A 22,579-nucleotide genomic window follows, 5' to 3' on the forward strand; every position below is an offset into this window, starting at 1 on the left:
TGCATGTAATTCATAACTATGAAGGTTGCCGTATTATCACCCGTAGCCTGGCGCACCCCACCCCGGCATTATGGTCCCTGGGAACAGATGGCCGCTAACCTCACAGAAGGCCTGGTAGCACAGGGGCTGGATGTGACCCTTTTTGCCACAGCCAACTCCGTTACCAGCGGCAAACTGGCCGCTATTTGCCCCATGGGTTATGAGGAAGACCGTGAGCTGGATGCCAAGGTACAAGAGTGTATGCATATCAGTTACCTGATGGAGCAGGCCGGCCAGTTTGATATCATCCATAATCATTTCGATTTTCTGCCCCTTAGCTGGTCAAGGCTCATCCCCACCCCTATTGTGACCACTATACATGGGTTCTCGTCTCCAAAGATCATCCCGGTGTATGCGCGTTATAATGATATATGCCACTATGTATCTATCAGTTATGCGGACCGTAGCCCGGAGCTGCAATATGCCGCCAACGTATATAATGGCATCCGTACGGAAGAGTTCTCCCTGGAAACACAGCCGGAGGACTACCTGCTGTACTTTGGGCGCATACACCCGGATAAAGGCACTTTTGACGCTATACAGATCGCACTGGCAACAGATCACCGGCTGATCATAGCCGGCATTATACAGGATGAAGCTTATTTCCGGGAAAAAGTAAAACCTTTTATTGACGGCAACCAGATCATATTTGCAGGGCCGGTAGGCGGCCAGGAACGCAACCAGGTGCTGGGCCGCGCCAAAGCGCTGCTGCATCCCATCTATTTCGAGGAGCCATTTGGTTTGAGCGTAGCAGAGGCGATGTTATGCGGCACACCGGTAGTTGCCTATCAGCGCGGCGCCATGCCGGAGCTGATACAGCCGGGTAAAACGGGGTTCCTGGTGCTTAACCAGCAGCAGGCCATCAACAGTATAAAGGAAATCTCTGCAATAGACCGGCATTATTGCCATACCTATGCAAAAGAGCGCTTTAGCCAGGAGCAGATGGTAAAAGGATATATGGAGGTGTATGAGCAGGTATTAAGCGGCGGTCAGTCCCGGTAATAATACTTCCTGATCTCGCGCTCCTTCATCTCCCCTTCTTCTGTTTGCCCGTACACAAGGGTAAACTCCAGCAGGCCATTATCATTGTACTCATTACGGAATGTCATTTTTGTCATCTCTTTGTTATGATCATACGGGTGCATGATCTTCATCTCTGTCACGGTGCCTTTATCATCAAAAGTATCAATCTGGCAGCTGCTTGCGTCAAATACCGCGGTTGACAGGAAGTCTTTGGTGTAAAAAGGTAAAATCCCTTCCATATTATTTTTCTTAAGCCATTCATGCAGGGCCGCCAGGTCATAATAACCGATCACCATCTCCAGGTTGGATATCATTGAAAATTTGCTGGTGACCATATTTCCTTTGCGGATGTTTTCCTCTACTTTATACAGCGGGAATTTACCTGCATAGGTACCGTAATATTCCGTCCTGGTTAGCTCCTTACCAGCGTAAAAGTATTTCTTTGAAGTGGAAGTGAATTGTGTGTCCTTATACTTTAATGTGCGGTCTTCCTGCACCAGTTGTCCGTCGCGGTACATATAATTAATGAGGTCCAGGAACTGATCGTTCAACAGTGTGAGTTTCGTTTTTACCTGGCCCTGCTCATAGGTGAAGGTGCTTTTATACACGCTGCCATCTTCTTTTGTCTGGGTCTCAGCTACTTTAACCCCATCCTTATAAGTATAGTTCACCAGCTGTTTGTAATCAAACTGGATATTGTGGTAATGATCAGCCACCATCCGCCCATTTTCAAACTTACATTCCTGTGTGGAATGGGCTTCTTTTATATTATACCAATCCCGTTTACCCGCTAAGAGCAACCCAGGCTGAAAACTGCTGTAACTTTCAGAGCCGGACTCGAACCTGATGATACGATAGTCCTGACCTGAATATTCATATACGCTTAACATACCGTTTTCCGTCCCGTTCTCATTTATGATCGTTCTCTCCCGTGTGGCCAGTATATCTTTTTTATCATTGTAAAAGATCTCTTTTCTGAAGGTGGAGTGCTCATCACGGGTGATTTGTTTGGAAAGTAACATAGGGATCGTGTTATATATTGCCACAATATATGTAGAAATGTATAGTTTTTAGCAATACCTCCTCTTCCTGCTCACATAAAAAAGCGGTTTGCAAACAAATGTCTGCAAACCGCTGTGTGCATAAGCAACTCCCGTTATTGTTCTTGTAACCTATTGCCGGGCTCCTTCATACCGCGTCAATGGTCAGGTCAAAATTACTTACGCATATAGTATTACGCAATCACCATATCCGGGTACTTACGGGTTTGTGCATACGATCTATTCAGTTTTAAACAGGTCCATCTTTTTGAGTCTGCCGGCTATCAGTAAGATCAGCAGTATGGCCAGCGAGGCCAGGACCACGCCTATGCCCAGGTACATATACCATAAGATGGTCCATTGCAGGGCTACTTTGAGGCGGTGTATAAAGCTGATGCTTTGCGGCGCCGCCTCTGCGCCTTCGTACAGGGATAGCTTTACGGTGCAGAACTCGTTCTCCTCATCAAAATTCCCCAGTTCTACGCCCAGCTCCTGCATCCTGTTCTCTATTTCCAGGATCTTATCATGCAGGGTCACCAGGTCTGACAGATCACCACCATGGGAGCGCAGCTCATTAAGCGAGCCCAGGATCTTTTCCAGGGATACTTTTTTGGCGTTCAGCTGTTTGTACTCATTGGTCTTATCCACCTTGGTGATCACGCTGGCCTTTAAGCGGCCAATCTGCTGCACGGCCAGGTAAAAAGAGTCAAAGGCGGCAGGCGCTACGCCTATCAGGAGGTGCAGCTGGCGCTTGCCCTTGAGGCCCATAGCCTGCTCATACTGGATAATGGCGTTAAAGGCGGTCACCTGCTGTTTGACCAGACGGCTGTCATCGTCAAACTTAGCGATCTGTGTGCGCAGGGAAGCGGTCTTCTCGTATTTCTGGCTGGTAGCCGCAAACGCGGAAGGATTGCTGGCCTGCTGCTTTTCTGAGGCGTAGTTCTTCCGGAGGTCGGTGATACCATCAAAATAATCGCTAAAGACGGAGCCTGATTCCGGGGCTGTGGCCACATAGCCATATAACAAACGGAAACAGCACATGACAACAAAAATACCGGCGGCCCATATGGACAGCCGGATAAAACGGGCTTTAAACGAGGCGTTCATAGATTTTTAGGGATTTATAATAATATATTGTTTATGTAGTAACGGACAACTACACCGTGCCCCCCGGCACGCCATCTTCCTTGATCCTGTTCAGCAGCTTCTCCAGGTTAACCGTAGCAAAAGAAGAAGCGTAATCAGACAGGCCATACGGAATAATGAGCTCCTGGTTATGGATCATAGAGCCGCAGGAGTACAGCACGTTGGGCACATAACCTTCGCGCTCATCTTTAGTGGGCATGAGCAACGGTTCCCGCAGGCGGCCTATTTCCTTTTTGGGGTCTTCCAGGTCCAGCAGGGCGGCGCCCAGGCAATAGGTACGCATAGGGCCTACGCCATGCGTGATCAGCAGCCAGCCTTCAGACGTCTCTATGGGCGAGCCGCAGTTGCCTATCTGTACAAACTCCCAGGGGTATTTGGGCGTTTGCAGGATCTCCGGGTTTTCCCAGATATTGATCTTATCGGAGTACATGATGTAATTGTTAATTCCGTCAATGCGGGAGATCATCACATACTTGCCGTTGATCCGGCGGGGAAACAGCGCCAGGTTTTTGTTCTGCGCGCCCTCTCCGTACAGGGGCAGCACCTTGAAATTATAGAAGTCCTTTGTTTGCAGCAGTTTGGGTTGGATGGTAATGCCATCGTAAGCGGTGTAGGTGGCATAATAGGTCACTTCCCCGTTCTCATCATAGAATTTTACAAAGCGGGCGTCTTCAATACCGCGGCTTTCTGATTCTGAGTAAGGAAAGATCACCCGGTCAGAGATATCCGTATCCAGCGAGAAATTGATCTCGTAGTAGGAGTCTGCCAGCCATAACAACCGCTCCAGGGCCTTTTTGATGAGATGGTCTACCTGGTAGCGTTGCTGCATTTCGCGGATCACGCGTTTAAGGGCCAGGTACTCGAAAGGATCCGGCAGGCTGTTCTGCACTTCGCGCATAACGGAGTCCGGCAGCTTGATGGATACGGCATTCTGGAAAAAGCCCTGTTTGTGGTAAATCGAGTTACGGATAATATCAGCCTCCTCCACATAATTACCCGGGGGCGTTAAGGTGATCTCATTTTCCCGGTTGATGGTACCGGTGCGGAAGGCGATGGAAGATATATGCCCCTCGCCTACGGCGCGGAAGCTGATGATCACGCGTTTTTCCCCTTCTTCCAGGCCAGTCTGGTCCGTATCCTCAATAAGGGAAGGGTTAAAAAAGGCGGCAGATTCTATGGAATATTCGTTGGTGAAGTAGGAGCCGATGAGCAGGCGGGTCTTATAATCCACCTCGTCATAATTGATCTGCTGGGATGCGAACAGGTGTTTTACCCGGTCGCAATGCCGTTCAAATACGCGGGTGATATTACGGTGACGGCGGGAGAACTCGCGGAGCAGCGGCGCAAAGCTTTGCGCTACCTCTACTTCGCTCATCGCGGTCACTTGTGCAATAATAGCCTTTGCCCGGGCTTCGCCGTTAAAGAAGAAACGCGCTACTACTCTTTTTAAATCAGGATAGATCTTAGTGGTTTGTCGTTCTAAGGACAGTCGCATACAATTTTAATTTGCTGATGTGCTGATATGCCAATGTGCTGATGTAAAGATGCCCGATACAGGACGGCCGCAATGATGTTCATTTATAGCCGTCATATATCGCGCATCATCAGCAAATGTACTGATCCCGGGTAAAGGCTGCGTAAAAGGATCTCATTTTATACAGCTCCATTAGTTCCCGTATCAACAGCACATCCGCATATCAGCACATTAACACATTAAATCACGTATCCGTCTTCCAAAACCATACCCTTTTTTATCACCACGATCCCATCCTTCACGGTGTATTTGTCATATTCGCCATCAGGCAGGCGTTCGCCCACATTGATCTTTACGCCGTTGCCAATGCTCGCGTTCTTATCGATGATGGCGTCCTGGATCTCGCAATTATCGCCAATACCAATAGGCGGGTGGCCTTTGGCCTGGGCCTTGGCCAGGTCTTCCAGCGTCTGGTAAAAATCACTGCCCATGATGTAGGTATTTTTGATCACAGAGCCCCTGCCTATGCGGGTACGGACGCCCACTACACAACGCTCCAGCGTGCTGTCCAATATAATACAGCCATCGGAAATAATTGTTTTGTTAAGATTGGCGGATATCTTGGCCGGGGGCAACATGCGGGCCCGGGAATAGATGGTCTTTGACTCATCGAACAGGTTAAACTGTGGAATTTCGTCTGTAAGGCCAATGTTGGCTTCCCAGAAGGAGCAGATATTACCGATATCTGTCCAGTAGCCGGTAAACTGGTAGCTTACCACTTTATAATCGGCATTAATGGCATAAGGGATCACTTCCTTACCAAAATCGGTGGAGGTTTCCTGGCCATTGAGCAGGTCGTACAACACCTTACGGCTGAAGAGATAGATACCCATGCTGGCCAGGTAACGGCGGCCGGCGGTTTCCATTTCCGCGCTTACCGGCGATGACCAGGGGCCCAGGGCGTCCTGTTTGGGCTTTTCCGTAAAGGAGGTGATCACGCCTTCCGGGTCCGTTTTAAGGATCCCGAAATCGGAGGCATCCTTGGCGGTCACGGGGATGGTGGCAATGGTCACTTCTGAGCCGGTTTCTATATGGTATTGCAGCATTTCCCGGAAATCCATCTGGTACAGCTGGTCGCCGGAGAGGATGAGCACATATTCGAACTCAAAGTTATCTATATGGTGCAGGCACTGCCGCACGGCGTCTGCAGTACCCTGGTACCAGGTAGGGTTGTCAGGGGTTTGCTCTGCCGCCAGTATATCTACAAAAGCCTTACTGAAATGGCTAAAGTGATAAGTATTCTTGATATGCTTGTTCAGGGAAGCGGAATTGTACTGCGTCAGCACGAAAATGCGGTTCATATCCGCGTTGAGGCAGTTGGAGATAGGTATATCCACCAGCCGGTATTTTCCAGCCAAAGGAACGGCCGGTTTGGAACGGCGGCGTGTTAAGGGATACAGGCGGGTACCAGCCCCTCCACCCAGTATCAGGGAGATAATTGCGTTAGACATATATTTAGATCAATTGTTTTCCATCGGAGAGAAAAATGCAGCTTCATAGCCTTTAGCTGTTAGCTGTTAGCGATTGGCGGCCTGGGCCAGCTGTATAGTTTTTATCCTTAACTATCAGCAATGGGCGGCCATGACAAATAAAATCAGGTGTTCACTTTGGCTATCAGCGATTGCCGGGCTGGATAAATAAAACCAGCTTTGGGCTATCACCAATTAGCAGTTTAACGAAACGAAGACAACAGCTCAAAGCTAACCGCTAACGGATAAAAGCTTTATAGACCGCCAGGTATTCCTGTGCGGCACTGTCCCAGGAGTGATCCAGCTGCATAGCATACTGCCGTATATGCGGCAGGGTAACTATCTCCTGTTCTTCGTACAGGGATACAGCCCGGCCTATTGCCATGCATATATCCCATACTGCTGCATGTATAAAACGTATGCCAAAACCGTTTTCATCCCCAATATCGGTAACGGTATCCTTTAGTCCGCCAACGCTGCGCACAATGGGGATTGTGCCATAGCGGAGGGCGTACATCTGGTTAAGGCCACAGGGCTCTACGCGGGAGGGCATTAACAAAAAGTCACTGCTGGCGTAAATGCGGTGTGACAATACTTCATTATATCCTATCTGTAAATTAAAATGTTCTGCCACATATTGACGGGTTTGGTGTAGAGACCATTCCACATGGGGTTCCCCGCTTCCCAATACCAGGAAGTTCACCTTGCCGGGCAGCTCATAGAGGGCGCGGCCAATGATCTCCGGTAACAGGTCTGCGCCTTTTTCTCCTACCAGCCTGCCTATAAAGGATACCAGCGGTAAGGCGGGGTTCAGGCCAAACTCTTCACAAAGGCGTTGTTTATTTGCTGCTTTGCCGGCGGCAAACGTAGATACATCGTAGTTAGTGCGGATCATGGGGTCTGTGGCGGGGTCCCATACTTTGGTATCAATCCCGTTCAGGATGCCTACCGCTTTGCCTCTTTCGTGGCTGATGAGCGACTCCAGGCCGTTGGCGGAGCCGTAGAGCTCTTCGAGATAGCTGGGCGATACTGTGGTCACGGCCCAGGCGCATTTGATAGCGGCGGCCAGGGGATTAATAGCGCCGCCCCAGTCGAGCATACCGCTTTTCCAGCTGTCGAAATGCGGCAGCAGGTATTGCTGGTCCCAGCCAAACTGGCCCTGGTACTGAGCGTTATGGATAGTGATCACCGTGGGAACGCTGCGCAGGCGGCCGTATTTGTAACCATAATTGAGCAGGAAAGGAATGAGGCCGGTGTGGTGATCATGACAATGGATCACATCCGGGCGGTGTTGCCATTCGTTCACCCAATCCAGGAAAGCGATCTGGAAGGCCAGGAAACGTTCGGTATCGTTATAATAACCATACACGCCATCCGTATCCAGCAAACCGGGAATGTCCACCAGGTAGAGGTCAAAACCCAGGGTATTCTCCTTCTCCTTCCATACGTTAAAGTGAAACCAGCGGTGGCCCAGCCACATGCCGGCCTGGTGCACAATATCAAACTCGTGGGTGTTAAAAAACTTTGTCCTGTACGCAGGCATCACAACCTTGGCATAAATACCTGCCTCGTACTGGTATTTGGGCAATGCACCTACTACATCCCCTAGTCCTCCAACCTTGGCTACCGGGTAACATTCCGCGCTAACGTGTAATACTTCCATGCTAAATAATTAATAGATACATACTTTTAAGTTACCTTAGAAAAACTATATAAACAAACGAACTACCAAATTAATTTTAAGGCACTTAATTCAATAATCCATGGACTTCGGACGCGTTGATACTCCTCTGCTGGACACGATCGATTTTAAACTGCCGGCAGAGCCTGTCTTTAACAAAAAAGCCCTCAAAGGCACGCCGGTAAAAAAGCCGGAACTGTACCTGGGATGCGCCAAATGGGGGCGCAAGGAATGGATAGGCAAGATCTATCCCAAAGGCACAAAAGAAGCCAACTTCCTGGACGAATATGTTCACCATTATAACAGCATTGAGCTCAATGCCACCCATTACCAGGTATACGGACCGGATGTGATCCGTAAATGGGGTGCTAAAGCTACGGGAAAACACTTTAAGTTTTGCCCCAAAGTGTCCCAGTCCATCAGTCATTACAGCCAGCTTACAAATGCCGGGCCGCAGACCACCGCTTTCCTGGAGGGTGTGCTGGCTTTTGGGGACCAGCTGGGCCCCATTTTCCTGCAGGTGAGCGATAAGTTCTCCCCCAACCGGCGGGAGCAGCTGTACGAATACCTGGGCTCCCTGCCCAAGGACCTCCAGTTCTTCCTGGAAGTACGGCATCCGCAATGGTTCAGTGATGAGGCCATCCGTATGGAGCTGCTGAACACCCTGCAGAAGCTGAAAGTAGGTTTTATTATCACGGATACCTCCGGCCGGCGGGATTGCGCGCATATGAACTTGACTGTATCCAAGGCGTTTATACGGTTTGTGGGCAACAGCCTGCACCCAACGGATTATACCCGGATCGATGATTGGGTGAACCGGATCCATTACTGGCTTGAACATGGGCTAAAGGAGCTGTATTTCTTTATGCATATGCATGATGAGGCGTTTTCCCCGGAGCTGACGATCTATATGGTGGATAAGATGAAGGAGGTGTGCGGGATAGATATGCTGCGGCCAAAGTTCGTGGAGAGCGCCAACACCCTGTTCTAAAAATTGCGGAATGATACTATATTAACCAATATGCCTTATTCGAAGCTCAATTAAACCTTAACCGAACCTAAACCGAAGCTAAGGCATTAGCTAACCTGGCTAATATAGTATCATTTCCGTATCGTAGTCTTCCGTATATTCGTAGGTTTATACCTAAACCCGCCCCCACATCTAACCGTTTTTCAAAAAACACCCCTCTTTTCAGAAAACCGTCTAATTAAACCGCAATTTCCCCATCAGCTTATCAGCAAATTAGCTTATTAACGCATTACGCACTAATTTCGCACCGGAAACTGATCCAGAAGAATAGACGACCACACACTATGCGAGAAAAGCTGCGGCAACTGGCCCTGGAATTAGAGGGCATCCTGTATGATGACGATACCATGCGTACTTTATATGCCACGGACGCATCCGCCTACCGCGAGATGCCCCTGGCAGTAGCTATACCGGCGCATGAGCAAGATATACAACGGCTGATCACCTTTGCCCGGGAAAACAAGACCTCCCTGATACCACGCACGGCAGGCACCTCACTGGCCGGACAGGTAGTAGGCAACGGCATTGTGGTGGATGTATCCCGCAGCTTTACCAAAATACTGGAGATCAATACAGAAGAACATTGGGTACGGGTACAACCCGGCGTAGTGCGGGACGAGCTGAACATGTTCCTGAAACCTTACGGCTTTTATTTTGGCCCGGAGACCTCTACGGCCAACCGCGCCATGATAGGCGGCATGGTAGGCAATAACTCCTGCGGCTCCAACTCCGTGGTATACGGCAGCACCCGCGAGCACCTGCTGGAGGTAAAGGCCCTGCTGAGCGATGGCTCCGAGGCGGTGTTCAACTCCCTTAGCCTGGATGAGTTCCATGCCCGCTGCGAGCGTACAGATGGCAGCCTGGAAACCAAAGTCTATCAGCAGATCCGCAGCATACTGGGCCACCACTCCCACCAGGAAGAGATCCGCCGCCAGTTCCCTAAAAAAAGCATTACCCGCCGCAATACCGGCTACGCGATAGACCTGCTGCTGGAAACAGCGCCTTTTACTGCCGGCACAGAGGATTTTAACTTCTGTAAGCTGATAGCCGGCTCAGAGGGCACCCTGGCTTTCCTCACGGAGATAAAATTGAACATATCGCCGCTGCCGCCCAAAGAGACCGGCCTGCTATGCGTACACTTCAACAACATTGATGAATCGCTGCGCGCCAATATCATCGCCATGCGCTACCAACCCAGCGCCAGCGAGCTGATAGACCATTATATACTGGAATGTACCAAGGATAATATCGAACAAAGCAAGAACCGCTTTTTTGTACAAGGCGATCCCGGCGCCATACTGGTGATAGAGTTCTGCCGCGATAACCGCGAGGCTATAACGGAAATTGCTACACGCTTACAACAGGAGCTGCAGGCCGCTGGCCTGGGTTACCATTTTCCCCTGCTGTTTGGAGACGATACCAAAAAGATCTGGGCCCTGCGTAAAGCGGGTCTGGGCCTGCTGAGCAACCTGCCCGGCGATGAGAAAGCCGTACCCGTGATAGAAGATACCGCCATAGCGGTAGAAGACCTGCCGGACTATATCCGCGATTTTAACGAGATACTCAAAAAATATGGCCTGTATGCCGTACACTACGCGCATGCCGGCAGCGGGGAAATACACCTGCGCCCTATCATCAACCTGAAAACAGCGGAAGGCAACCAGCTTTTCCGCACCATTGCAGAGGAGATAGCCACGCTGGTAAAAAAATACCAGGGCTCCCTGAGCGGCGAGCATGGCGACGGCCGCCTGCGGGGCGAGTTTATCCGCCAGATGATAGGCGACCAGAATTATGAGCTGTTACGCCAGGTGAAATATACCTGGGACCCGGAGAATATCTTTAACCCGCATAAGATCGTAGACACCCCGTCTATGAACAGCATGCTGCGGTATGAGCCGGGACAGCAAACGCCTTCCCTGCAAACTATTTTCCATTTCCCGGAGCAGACCATGCTGCAACACGCGGAGCAATGTAACGGCTCCGGCGATTGCCGTAAGACCCAGTTAAGCGGCGGCACCATGTGCCCCAGCTATATGGCCACCCGCAATGAGAAGGATACTACCCGCGCACGCGCCAACATCCTCCGCGAGTTCCTGACCCATTCCAATAAAGAAAACCGCTTTGACCATAAGGAGATCTACGAAGTGCTGGACCTGTGCCTGGCTTGTAAGGGCTGTAAATCAGAATGCCCCTCCAATGTGGATATGGCCAAACTGAAGATGGAGTTCCTGCAGCATTACCAGGACGCCAACGGCGTATCCTTCCGCGCCAGGATGATCACCAATTATAACAGCCTGAATGCGCTGGCCTCCATTGCCCCCGGCATGTATAACTGGCTGGTACGCAATAAGGCCACCAGTAGCCTGATCAAAAAAGTATCCGGTTTTGCGCTGGACCGCTCCCTGCCCGGCCTGCACAACACCACGCTGAAAAGCTGGTTTAAACGCCAATGGCCTAAGGAAAAAACCAGTCTGCCCGCCAATGCGCCGGTAGTGTATATCTTCTGCGACGAGTTCACCAATTTTAATGATACCGCCATCGGCATCAAGACGGTACAGCTGCTGCACCGCCTGGGTTACGAAGTGCGTATGACGGAACACCCGGAGAGCGCCCGCGCCCTGATGTCAAAAGGATTGCTGCGTAAAGCGCGCGAGATCGCGGAGAAGAATGTGCGCATCTTTAGTACCCTCATCAATGAAAATATGCCCCTGCTAGGTATAGAGCCTTCCGCTATCCTGAGCTTCCGGGATGAGTACCCGGACCTGGTGCGGGAAGATCTGCGGAACACCGCCCACCAGTTGAGCAAACATGTATACCTGGTTGACGAGTTCCTGGCAATGGCGGCGGAAAAAGGCCAGCTTCGTCCGGAGCAGTTCAGCACAGAGAAAAAACAGATCAAACTGCACGGGCACTGTCAGCAAAAAGCGTTATCCACCCCGCTGCACAGCAAGAAAATATTGTCATTACCTGCTAATTACACCGTGGAGCTAATTCCTTCCGGCTGCTGTGGTATGGCCGGCTCTTTCGGGTATGAAAAGGAGCATTACGATCTTTCCATGCAGGTAGGCGAACTGGTATTGTTCCCCGCCGTGCGCAATGCTGCGGCGGATACACTGATAGCCGCCCCCGGCACCAGCTGCCGGCACCAGGTAAAGGACGGCACCGGCAAAATAGCCCTGCACCCGATAGAGATATTGCATGCGGCGTTGATATAAAACATACAATGCTTCCTATTTTTTATTAATTTGTCGCAATGAAATATGCGATCCCTATTCTGCTGTTGTTTGCGTGCTCCGGCTGTTTCTTTAAATCAGACGAAAATGGCAGCGCAGATGATATTATCCGTGAATTCCTGTATACGGACAGCGCCGGACAGGTGCTGATCGCTCATGAAAAGGTTTTCCATGCTACCAGTAAAGAATCCGGCGGCGGTGTAACAAGCGTATCCGGCTACAGCAGCACCCGCGTATCCGCCTACGATGTGCACGACGGTCATCTGCTAGCCCGCAAAGTGCTGGGCGATGAACAGGACGAGGCCAGCTCCCTGCTCACCATCAGCGGTAATAAGCTGTGGTATGTTACCCGGAAGAACAAACACTTTGCCCTGGCCACCATGGACCCACGCACACTGAAAGATATTGCCCTGCCAGCCACACTGCTGCAGCAGGCCCCCTTCCTAAATGGGCGCCTGTATCAAACAGACGGGTTTCAGCTAAAACAATATTTCCTGTATGACGCCAACCGTGGTATTGTGCTGAATGATGACCAGGGCTTCCGCTATACGTTGGACCCGGCTACGCTGAAAGTAGAAAAGTTCAATGATCCCGGTTACCAGCCCTTCTTTATCCGTTCGCCGGAGCCTACCACTTCCACTGCCGCTTATGATGATAAGATAAGACTGCAGCTTATTGGCAATCCCCGGAACTATATCAATACCAGTGCAGATGGAAAGCCGTTGGAGCATGATCTCGGCTATCTAAATGGCCGCTTCCTGACGGATGGAAATGTAGACCGCGTGCGTTCCCTGCAAACCAGCCAGCTGCAGGAGATACAAAACCAGGTGAACCTCCTGAAGAAACTGCAAGACTCCCTGAAACAGCTGAAGGTACAGCAGCTAAGCGTAGTACCGGATAAGGACATCAGCACCAACCGCCAAATAGCCATCCTGCAGGTAGGTTACCGCATGGATGATCTGACGCGTAAGGCTGCGCTGATCACCCCCTATCACAGCGCTACCGCTGATATAGACCGGCTGCTGGAGCCAACACCCGGCAACTTCTTTGTTATACATGCCTCTACCGGCGCAAGGGATGCGCAGCTGCTGCTCTCCTACCTGGACTGGACGCCTGGCCAGCCACTCAAACAGCACTGGCAAGCAACTTTACAGGACTTTTTCTTTGATCCGAACAATGCCCGTGAGACCAATATGTTCAAATCAACCTTCTCCAGCGGCAACCCGGAGTTCAACTTTAAATGGGCGGATTTTACGAAACAGCAACTGCTGCTTACGTGGATGCTGCATACTGCCTGCATTGATCTGCAGACAGGGAAAGTGATATGGAAAATAAGACACTAGATAATGTGCAGATGTGCAGATGAGTGGATGTGCAGATGGATGGGCGTAATACGCATCAACCGCGGCATTTCATCTGCACATTTACACATTTACACATTTGCACATTAAATAATTTGCCTATCTTCAAATTTCATAATCATTTTCCCTCAACCTTTAGCACTATGACATCGAACCATATTATCCTGGTAAATGAACAGGATGAAGCCCTCGCCACTATGGAGAAGCTGGAGGCGCATCAGAAGGGATTATTACACAGGGCTTTTTCCGTATTTGTCGTTAACTCGGCCAATGAAATGCTGCTGCATCAGCGCGCTTTTCACAAGTACCATTCCGGCGGTCTCTGGACCAATGCCTGCTGCAGCCATCCTAAACCCGGCGAAGAAGTGGAAGAAGCTGCCCACCGCCGCCTGCAGGAAGAAATGGGCTTTGACTGCCCCCTGCAGAAACTGTTCACTTTTACTTACCATGCTACCTTTGACAATGGCCTGATAGAACATGAATATGATCATGTATTCCTGGGCCGTTTTGATGGCGAAGTTGTCCCCGATATAGCTGAGGTGGATGAATACGGGTTCTTTAGCCTGCAGGAAATAGCCCGCCAGATAAGGGATACGCCGGAGCGTTTCACCTATTGGTTCAAAGTGGCATTTCCCATGGTGGTAGAGCAGCTGGAAAAATAGCTGTCAGCACCCGGTTCCATCACTTTCCCTGCAAGTCTTTCCTGTTTTTCCGCAAGCTGTTTGCCGTTGACGCCGATGGCAGATGGGACATATCCTGATGCGGATGCGCGAGAGCGCAGCGGGCGTGGAAAGCTCAGCGGGCTGCCTTTGCGGGTGATTTAATTGCTTTATCTTTATACTCTCAATATGCTGCATATAGGATAACAGGTAACGCATGTTGTTTTTGTACAAAGAACCGTTACCGGCAGCAGCAACAATACCGCTAAACGGAGTAATAATAGCGCTAAAAGTAAATGGCCATGGCCTACGTGATAAGGCAGGAAGATATGCATCCTTTTATGCGCCGCAGCCCGGTTATCACACCTGGTGCGGCGGTACAACTATACCAGGCGGAGGAGGCGGCGCAACCGCTGCTCTCCCTGGAGCTGGTGCATAAACCATTTGAAAAGGGCAATCTATTCCGTTTCTCCGCCAGCTTTGCGCGCAATGTAATGGTACAGCAGCTGCAGGACGATACCATGCTAAGCATGCATTTTCAGCTGCATGGTTATTCCGACGCCAATATCCGGCATATGGGCGGCTGGCCTTTTGCCGCCAACACCCATAATATCATGTACCTGGAAACCCCGCAGCTGGACCTGCTGTTCCCCGCCCAGGATAAATACCGCTATTTTATCATTACGCTCACAGCCGGGGTGCTGCAGGAAAAATTTGCGCATATACCGGCGGTCATTGCGCCGCTGTGCGAGGCTATCCATCACCAGCGCCCTACCCGGGCATTTGATCAGAACCTGCCCATGCAGCCCGCCATGTACCAGGTGCTGCAGGATATGTATAATAATCCCTTTACCGGCGACTGGCAATCTTTTTACCTGGAAACCAAGACCATGGAGATGCTGGCCCTGCAGGTAGGGCAATATGCCGCCTTATCCCAGGATAAACAGCCCGGGACTGCGCTCTCCGCGCGGGACACGGATACCATGCACGCCATCCGGGCATATGCCACCGCTAATTTCCTGGAGCCGCTATCGCTGCAGGGAGTTGCCCGCAGCTTTGCCATTAATGAGTACCAGCTGAAGAAACAGTTCCGCAGCCTGTTTGGGCAAACGCTTTTCCAGTACATCCATCAATGTAAAATGATATATGCTAAAGAGCAGCTTAACGCCACAGATAAACAGGTGAGCGAAATAGCTTATGAGCTGGGGTACAGCCATCCTTCGCATTTTATCTCATCATTTAGCAAGTATTTTGGCGTACAGCCAGGGAAAAGCCGGTAGGATCAGATCCGCGATCCGCTGAGCTTAATATCCGCCCGGCTAAAGGCTTTATTATAACGCTTTTTTACAGCGCCGGCTTCCTTGCCCCTGCCCTGCCCTTCCAGGCTTTTATACAATCCCATCAGGGCCCATCCGCTTTCCGGAAAGTTTTTCAGGTCTTCCTGGTAGTATTGCTCTGCCATGTTGAATTGTCCGGCCCTCAGCAATACATCACCCAGCAGCTCGCGCACGGGATGGTGCCAGTCTACCGGCTCGTTATACAACAGCGCGTCTTCCAGCTTTACGGCTTCTGTGAGGGTGGCAATGGCGGTGGGATAATCCTTTTGTGCGGCGGCTATCTCGCCCCGTACGATCTTTTCCGCAATGTCCATAATAGCGTAGGAGGAGTTACGCGCGCCGGTCTCTATACTTTTCAGGGAAGTATCTGCGCGGATGGCGGCAATGCTGTCTGCCGCCAGCTGGGCTTTTTCCGGTTGATTGGTGCGGGCATAGGCCACGCCTTGTCCATAAAACCACATAGCGTTCACAAAACGCAGGTGTTTGTCCGGGGCGGGCATCTGCAGCAGGGAATCCCATTTACCAAAACGTACCATGGCAAAAATGGGCGTGCTATACAGGTGCTGGATCACGTAGCCAAAGGGGCTTAACATCATGGAGCGGTCTGCTTTTGATTGCAGGGTACGCGCGGTTTGCAGGGCCAGTTCACTACGGCCTTCCAGGGTAGCGCAGGCCCAGAGGAAATGCACATTATGCGGGTGATAGAAGAGCGCATACAGCCCCTGGGAATGGCACTCCGTAAGATAGGCTTCATCTGCTTTGATAGAAGCCTGGTTGGTCTCCGAGCCTTTGGCATACATGCCGGTACGGATATAGATATGCGAAGGCATATGCACCAGGTGGCCGGCATTTGGCATGAGCGTACGCAGCCGGTCCGCGCTGGCCAGGGCCTTTTGCGGCGTAGCAGAGGCCTCTACCGCATGGATATAGAAGTGGTTGCCGCCGGGATGATCCGGCGCTTTTTGCAGTACGCCTTCCAGTAGGGCTACTATTTCCGGGGCCCAGGGCTGGGCGTCTCCGTTCTTTTGCCAGTAGTCCCACGGGTGCAGGTCCATAAGGGCTTCCGCGGTGAGGGAGGTGATATCCAGGTCTTCCGGGAATTGCTGGTGCGCCTCGCGCATGGCGGCGGCGTAGGCTTCGTCCAGCGGGCGGCGGTCCGCCGGCGGGTTGGCCACATAGCGTTGGGCCAGGGCGCGGATCAGGGCCTTTTCCCGGGGCGTAACCGGCTCCATAAGGGCTACGGCCTGGTTAACGGCTTCTACCACTTTGCCTTCATCCGCGGCATCCATAGGGGCATTGATATTAGGTCCCAGGGTAAGCGCCTGCCCCCAGTAGCTCATGGCAAAACCGGGATCCAGGCGGGCCGCCTCCCGGAAAGCACGGTAGGCCTCCAGGTGATTGAAGCCATAATACAGGCGCAGGCCCTGGTCAAAGAAATCCTGGGCTTCCGGTACTTTGGTGGTAACGGGACAATGATAGGTACCCAGGCCTTCCAGCTTGGGAGCCATGGGCTTGGTGGAGTCTGTTAACAGGTCCAGGGAGGTACGGTCCGTTTTGGCGCACCAGGCATAGAACCGTTCCGGCGCCGTTTTAGCCACGGGGCTTACCCGCCTGGCGGCGTGATAATTTTTTACGGCAGATAATAACAGGATACCCGATAACAGGCAGGCGGAAAAGAATAGGATTCGTCTCATGCTACTTGCAGGTTTGAGGTTAATAAAACATTATGCTACAATACGGCTTTTGGGGGATAGTCACAAAAAGAGAAAATGCAGCGATGCCGTTGGAACGGCTACTTTCGCTGCATTGACCTCTATTGAATAGTTTTTATAAAACGCTGTTATCTATTGAACCGTTACCTGCTGCTACATTGAAAGGATGCTAACACTTCCTGTTCCCTGAACAGCCGGTATATACGCCTGTTACAAACGAACGGTAGCAGGCAGGTATTTAGCGATCAGCTCTTCGTAATACGGCTTCAGTTCCGAGATCACGGGCGGTTTGGGGCTTTTGGAGTACAGATCATACGGGTTGAATTTCTTCACCCATTCAAACATCTCCTTATCATGCGCATCCATCAGGTGCTCGTAAGCATGCTCCCGGTGCTGTGCATAGAAGGAGTGGTAACGGATCATATACAAAGCCGGCTCCGGCAGGTGATCTTTGGTGATGTGGTACAGGTACTCATCATGGCCCCATGACATATGCACGTTCTTCAATCCGCAGTTGGGAGAGTAAACGCCATACTTGGTATTATAGCGCTCATCGTGCGTATCCGGGTTATCTGCAAAGAACTCAGGATATACGATCTTATCAGAGTGCGCGCAGCCTACGGGGAAGGTATCCCCTACTACGGCCCATTGCGCTTCTCCAAACAGGCACAGTACCTTGCCCATATCATGTATGAAACCGGTTAGCACAAACCAGTCCGGGTGACCATCTGCGCGGATGGCCTCTGCGGTTTGCAGCAGGTGCTGCAGCTGGTCCAGGTCTATATCCGGGTCAGAATCATCTACCAGGGTATTCAGGAATTCCATGGCACTCCATACCGGCATTTCCTTGCGGTTAAATTGCAGGAACTCATTCCGCTTTTCCTGTACAAAATCGTACGTCTGGTATTTGTGGTTGAGGCGGTAAAACTCACGTACCGTATCGCGGCCGGGATTGTCGTAATTACGGAATTCCTCTTTGGCTTTGGAAGGTTCTCCCTCTTCAGGATAACGTTTTAATACGTCGTCTTCCCATTGTTCAATGCTGTGCAGAGGCTGCAGCTCTTCGTTCGAAAATTGGTTTGCTACCCTCATAAACGTGAATATTAGTGTGTTTTTTTATGGTCCTGATGGTATTCCATCTCTCTAAATTTACAGTTTTAAGCCGGTTAATCCTAACTTTTTCTATGCTAAAATGCCCCGGTTATTTAGCGGTATCCGCTACCAGAACACAGTGTACAACGCGGTTAAGATCCCCACAATGATCACCGATCCTACCACAAATGCCGGGGAGGTGCGGAACATGGACGTATCGATGGTAATGATACGCGGCAGTAGCTTGCTTTTCCTGTCCAGCAGGGTGATCAGGATCATCAGCGCCACCAGGATCACGAATACGATGGTCATACGGTCCAGGAAAGGATAATCCGGGAAGGCCCCGTTGGTCCATACCGGCAGGAATTTAAGCACAGTAGAGAGCGGGATGGTGAGCAGCGCGGCCGTGAGCGCGGCGGCAGAGGTGGTACGTTTCCACACAAAACCGAGCAGGAAAATGGCCAGTACCCCAGGGGAGATAAAACCTACATATTCCTGTATGAACTGGTAGGCCTGGTCCAGGGAACGCAGCGCCGGGGCTACGATACTGGCTATGACCATAGCGATGATCACCGTATAACGGCCCACCAGCACCAGCTTTTTTTCAGACGCTTCTTTATTAAAGAACCGCTTATAGATATCCAGCGAAAAGATGGTGGAGATACTATTGGCCTTACCAGCCAGGGAGGCCACCACCGCGGCGGTAAGCGCCGCAAAGGCCAGCCCTTTAAGACCGGGCGGTAACAGGTTCATGAGCGTGGGGTAAGCCTGATCAGGTTTAACGACGCCGGCTGCATTGGTCATTTCCTGCGCAAAAACGCCGTTCTTATACAGCACATAGGCCGTAATACCAGGTAATACGGCAATTACGGGGATGAGCAGCTTTAAGAAGGCCGCGAACAGGATACCGCTGCGGGCGGTCTTCAGATCGGCCCCCAGGGCCCGTTGTATAATGTACTGGTTACAGCCCCAGTAGTTCAGGTTATTGATCCACATGCCGCCTATCAGCACAGAAAGCCCCGGCAGGTCCTTATAGTAAGGATGGGAGCTGTCAAAGATCATATGGAAATGGGTGGGCGCTTCTTTTTTGATGATGGACAGGCCTTTGAGGATATCTTTTCCATACCCGAAATGCTCTGATACCAGGTTCAGGGCCAGGTAAGTGGTTACCAGCCCGCCCAGGATCAGTACAAACACCTGCACCACATCCGTATAACCGATCACTTTCATACCGCCCAGCGTCACAAAAACGGCAAATACGGCCAGCCCCGTCACGCACCAGCCAAAATCAATACCGGAAATGGCCGAAATAGCCAATGCCCCCAGGTAAATGATGGAAGTAAGGTTTACGAAAACATATACCAGCAGCCAGAAGATGGCCATGGTAGTACTTACCGCCGCGTTATACCGTTCCAGCAGGAACTGCGGCATAGTATAGATCTTGTTCTTCAGGTATACCGGTATAAAGAACACGGCCACGATAATAAGCGTAGCCGCGGCCATCCACTCATAGGTGGAGATAGCGAGGCCCAGTGCAAAACCGGAGCCGGACATACCAATGAAGTGCTCCGCAGAGATATTGGAAGCGATAAGCGATGCGCCAATGGCCCACCAGGTCAGCGAGCCCTCTGCCAGGAAGAAATCTTTGGTGCTGGTAACGGCCGAACGTTTGCGCCGGTAGATATAATAGCCGTAACCGGCTACGATGATAAAATAGATCAGGAAGACGATGTAATCAGGCGTATGCAGATGATTCATAAAGTGTGGATGTGCTATACCTGCCAATGGGCAGACTTAATCTGCGAATATGGTGATAAATGGTCATAAATGCAAATAGGGCTAAATTAGCGGGATAAGCAGGCATGTTTTATGCTTCTTAGATACCGTCACACAATACTATCTTATGCTGGAAGTAGACCAACGGGAAAACCGCTTATTACAAAAAGCCATTGCACAATGGCAGGAAACGCAGCTCATCAACCGGGAACAGGCGGAGCAGCTGCAGCAAAGCCTGCATGTGCGCGCTAATAATATAGAATGGCAGACCATTACCCTTTATATCTTTATTGCCGCCATCTCCTGCGCGCTGATGGCCTTTGGCTCCCTGGTGCTGGATGAGAAGTGGATAGAGGTATTGCGTAAAAAACTGTCGCTGACGGATGGCATTATTTCAGTGCTGTTTGCCCTGCTGACCATTTTCCTGGCGTATAATGGTTTCCGCCGCAAACAGGCCGCGCCTTCGTTTTCACTGAACCGGGAGCTGTATTGGTTGCTGCCTATCCTTAGTACGGGCGTAACCGTAGTATACCTGGGTAAAAGCCTGCAATACCTGGGCGGTAATTACGGCCTTTTCTGGCTGCTGGCCACCTTTTGTTATGGTGTGCTGGCGCTGGCGGTCCCCTCCCGCCTATTGTGGACCGCTACCCTGCTTTGCCTGGCGCCTGCTTATGTAAAACTCACCTATTATATTACCGGCGACGCCTCGTGGTTCCTGGGCATGAACCTGCCCTGCCGCCTGTTCCTGCTGGCAGTGGTGATGCTGGCCCTGCACCGTTTGGCGCTGCCCAACCGGCGTTACCATAGCGTAGGCCATATTACCTGGGCGGGCGGCTGGCTATTGCTGCTACTGAGCGCCTGGCTGATCTCTATCTTTGGCAATAGCGGCACCTGGAGCGAGTGGCAACAGCTGCGGCAGGTGCGGTTAATATGGTGGGTGGCGGGTTATACAGTGCTGTGCGGCGGCGTTGTTTTACTGGGCATTAAACGGCGTGATGCGATGGTGCGGGATATGGGCGTGATCTTTCTGCTGCTGGATATGTATACCCGTTATTTTGAATACCTGTGGGACCGCACCCATAAAGGGCTTTTCTTTACCATACTGGCCTTATCGTTCTGGTGGATAGGGCGGCGTATTGAGAAATGGAAAAAAGTATAGTAAAAGGGCTGACCAATCATTGAATGGCCAGCCCTTTTTTGGTGATAAACCGATATTTACCGCGGCGTAGTTACCGGTACAGGCGTTGCCTGGTAACGGCCGGTATCCAGCACGCTCCAGTCATAGTTGCCTGTGATCCAGGAACGGAGCACACCTACGTAGCGCAACAGCTCCTCATCTGTTACGGGGTCAAAGGAAGGCAGCAGCTTTTCCAGCGCCGCAAAGATGCGCACCTCTTCATCATGCATACGCACGGTTTCATTGATAGCATCCTGCATGGGCAGGTTACGCTCGTGCATAATGGCCAGCACCAGGTTGTGCACATCGCCTTGTTCCGCCTCTTTACGGCATGACATGATATCGTTTGTCCAGCAAACGATGTTGTTACAGGCCAGGGCCAGACGTTGTACCATGGAGTGTTGCAGCACATGATCCGGCAGGTCTGTACGGTCGCTGAGGGGGATGAGCTCCAGGTCTACAAACAGGGCGCCGGTATAAGGGCGCATGATCACATAATCCGCCACGCCGGGCGCCAGGCCTTGCGCGCGGTTGTTGGCCTCCCAGCGGCAGGCTTTAAAATACTCCTCCATACTGCGTATAAAACGCAGGCGCCAGGCAGGTAAGCTAAAGGGCAGTATACGCTGCCAGATATCTGCCAGGGCAGCCGCAAAGGGGCCTCCACGATCCGGTTCCGCTATTTCGCCTGTCAATATTTCCGTGAAGTAATCTGTTACGGCCTGCAGGTCGCTGGCCTGTTTGCCCAGTTGCGCCTCGTCGCACAGATCATCATGCAGGAATAGCCAGGTATTGAAATTGGCCAGGATACAGAGCTCTTCATAACGGGCATTGGGGAAGGTCCTTGCCACCAACCAGGCAAATTTAGCCTTGCGGAAACGGGCAAGGGCGGCTTCTGTTTTGAGCAGGCCAAAAGTCTGGGCCCATAACGTGTTCTGGTCGTTGGCTTGTTCAGCAAATTGGTTCACAAGGGAAGGGAACGGATATGACATCCGCGGAAGTTGGATCTGTTGCATAATCAATCAGAGATTAATGGTTAAGAGAAAATCGGTTTAGTTACGCGTATACTTTCCCCGCCCGGCATGGCAGCCGGTAGCAGGAAGTTGGCAGTTCGCAGTTGTTAGCAGGTAATGATTGGCCGGCAGCCGGCAAGACAGCAGTTAACAAAGCATGTTTGTTGTTAACTGACCACTACCGGTCACCAGCTATTACGCCGGGGTTAATGTTCGTTTGTGAATACCGTTATAACAGCATTTACGGTATTATGTATTTG

At 51.2% G+C, this 22,579-nt stretch carries 16 protein-coding genes; 7 read left to right on the plus strand and 9 right to left on the minus strand.

From position 1 onward, the window contains the following. Positions 1 to 18: 18 nt before the first annotated feature. On the plus strand, positions 19 to 1,041 hold the full coding sequence (locus tag F0L74_RS23435; protein ID WP_149840341.1) for a glycosyltransferase family 4 protein: 1,023 nt from the start codon (positions 19 to 21) through the stop codon (positions 1,039 to 1,041). Here F0L74_RS23435 and F0L74_RS23440 read toward each other — a convergent pair. The 5 genes from F0L74_RS23440 to F0L74_RS23460 all read right to left on the minus strand — a co-directional run bounded on the left by F0L74_RS23440 (position 1,029) and on the right by F0L74_RS23460 (position 7,914). Then, positions 1,029 to 2,084, minus strand: coding sequence for a hypothetical protein (locus tag F0L74_RS23440; protein ID WP_149840342.1), 1,056 nt, complete (start codon positions 2,082 to 2,084; stop codon positions 1,029 to 1,031). The two genes, F0L74_RS23435 and F0L74_RS23440, sit on opposite strands and share 13 nt — an antisense overlap. Before the next feature lie 258 nt (positions 2,085 to 2,342). Further along, the gene (locus tag F0L74_RS23445; protein ID WP_149840343.1) at positions 2,343 to 3,209 is read right to left on the minus strand and encodes a DUF4349 domain-containing protein; all 867 of its coding nucleotides are present in this window, start codon (positions 3,207 to 3,209) and stop codon (positions 2,343 to 2,345) included. Positions 3,210 to 3,258: 49 nt separating this feature from the next. Further along, positions 3,259 to 4,743: a glycoside hydrolase family 130 protein gene (locus F0L74_RS23450; protein WP_149840344.1), complete on the minus strand. Its 1,485-nt coding sequence runs from the start codon at positions 4,741 to 4,743 to the stop codon at positions 3,259 to 3,261. 218 nt (positions 4,744 to 4,961) lie between these two features. Next, complete coding sequence (locus F0L74_RS23455) at positions 4,962 to 6,233, minus strand: glucose-1-phosphate adenylyltransferase (RefSeq protein ID WP_149840345.1); 1,272 nt, start codon at positions 6,231 to 6,233, stop codon at positions 4,962 to 4,964. Between the two features lie 256 nt (positions 6,234 to 6,489). Further along, on the minus strand, positions 6,490 to 7,914 hold the full coding sequence (locus F0L74_RS23460) for a glycogen synthase (protein WP_149840346.1): 1,425 nt from the start codon (positions 7,912 to 7,914) through the stop codon (positions 6,490 to 6,492). Between the two features lie 100 nt (positions 7,915 to 8,014). Here F0L74_RS23460 and F0L74_RS23465 point away from each other — a divergent pair, with 100 nt between their 5' ends. From F0L74_RS23465 to F0L74_RS23485, 5 genes are all read left to right on the plus strand, one after another. After that, complete coding sequence (locus tag F0L74_RS23465; protein WP_149840347.1) at positions 8,015 to 8,923, plus strand: DUF72 domain-containing protein; 909 nt, start codon at positions 8,015 to 8,017, stop codon at positions 8,921 to 8,923. Between the two features lie 323 nt (positions 8,924 to 9,246). Further along, a complete protein-coding gene (locus F0L74_RS23470; RefSeq protein WP_149840348.1) occupies positions 9,247 to 12,177 on the plus strand; it encodes an FAD-binding and (Fe-S)-binding domain-containing protein in 2,931 nt (976 codons plus the stop codon). A gap of 38 nt (positions 12,178 to 12,215) precedes the next feature. Beyond that, complete coding sequence (locus F0L74_RS23475) at positions 12,216 to 13,538, plus strand: PA2928 family protein (RefSeq protein WP_149840349.1); 1,323 nt, start codon at positions 12,216 to 12,218, stop codon at positions 13,536 to 13,538. Between the two features lie 161 nt (positions 13,539 to 13,699). Next, positions 13,700 to 14,218, plus strand: coding sequence for an isopentenyl-diphosphate Delta-isomerase (gene idi, locus F0L74_RS23480; RefSeq protein ID WP_149840350.1), 519 nt, complete (start codon positions 13,700 to 13,702; stop codon positions 14,216 to 14,218). Between the two features lie 299 nt (positions 14,219 to 14,517). Continuing rightward, positions 14,518 to 15,495 carry a helix-turn-helix transcriptional regulator gene (locus tag F0L74_RS23485; protein ID WP_188316130.1) on the plus strand — a complete coding sequence of 326 codons (978 nt, stop codon included), beginning with the start codon at positions 14,518 to 14,520 and terminating at the stop codon, positions 15,493 to 15,495. A gap of 2 nt (positions 15,496 to 15,497) precedes the next feature. Here the strand turns inward: F0L74_RS23485 and F0L74_RS23490 are convergent, their stop codons facing one another. From F0L74_RS23490 to F0L74_RS23500, 3 genes are all read right to left on the minus strand, one after another. After that, the gene (locus F0L74_RS23490; protein ID WP_149840352.1) at positions 15,498 to 17,246 is read right to left on the minus strand and encodes a tetratricopeptide repeat protein; all 1,749 of its coding nucleotides are present in this window, start codon (positions 17,244 to 17,246) and stop codon (positions 15,498 to 15,500) included. 228 nt (positions 17,247 to 17,474) lie between these two features. Next, positions 17,475 to 18,356 (minus strand): inositol oxygenase family protein, encoded by an 882-nt coding sequence (locus F0L74_RS23495; protein WP_149840353.1) that lies wholly within the window; start codon positions 18,354 to 18,356, stop codon positions 17,475 to 17,477. A gap of 126 nt (positions 18,357 to 18,482) precedes the next feature. Then, on the minus strand, positions 18,483 to 20,114 hold the full coding sequence (locus tag F0L74_RS23500; protein ID WP_149840354.1) for a sodium/sugar symporter: 1,632 nt from the start codon (positions 20,112 to 20,114) through the stop codon (positions 18,483 to 18,485). 145 nt (positions 20,115 to 20,259) lie between these two features. Between F0L74_RS23500 and F0L74_RS23505 the strand changes: the two genes are divergently transcribed. Next, complete coding sequence (locus F0L74_RS23505; protein WP_149840355.1) at positions 20,260 to 21,291, plus strand: hypothetical protein; 1,032 nt, start codon at positions 20,260 to 20,262, stop codon at positions 21,289 to 21,291. Between the two features lie 56 nt (positions 21,292 to 21,347). Here the strand turns inward: F0L74_RS23505 and F0L74_RS23510 are convergent, their stop codons facing one another. Continuing rightward, on the minus strand, positions 21,348 to 22,322 hold the full coding sequence (locus F0L74_RS23510; protein ID WP_149840356.1) for a terpene synthase family protein: 975 nt from the start codon (positions 22,320 to 22,322) through the stop codon (positions 21,348 to 21,350). Positions 22,323 to 22,579 lie beyond the last annotated feature (257 nt).

Origin of the sequence: Chitinophaga agrisoli (assembly GCF_008386695.1) — a bacterium.
GTDB classification, from domain to species: domain Bacteria; phylum Bacteroidota; class Bacteroidia; order Chitinophagales; family Chitinophagaceae; genus Chitinophaga; species Chitinophaga agrisoli.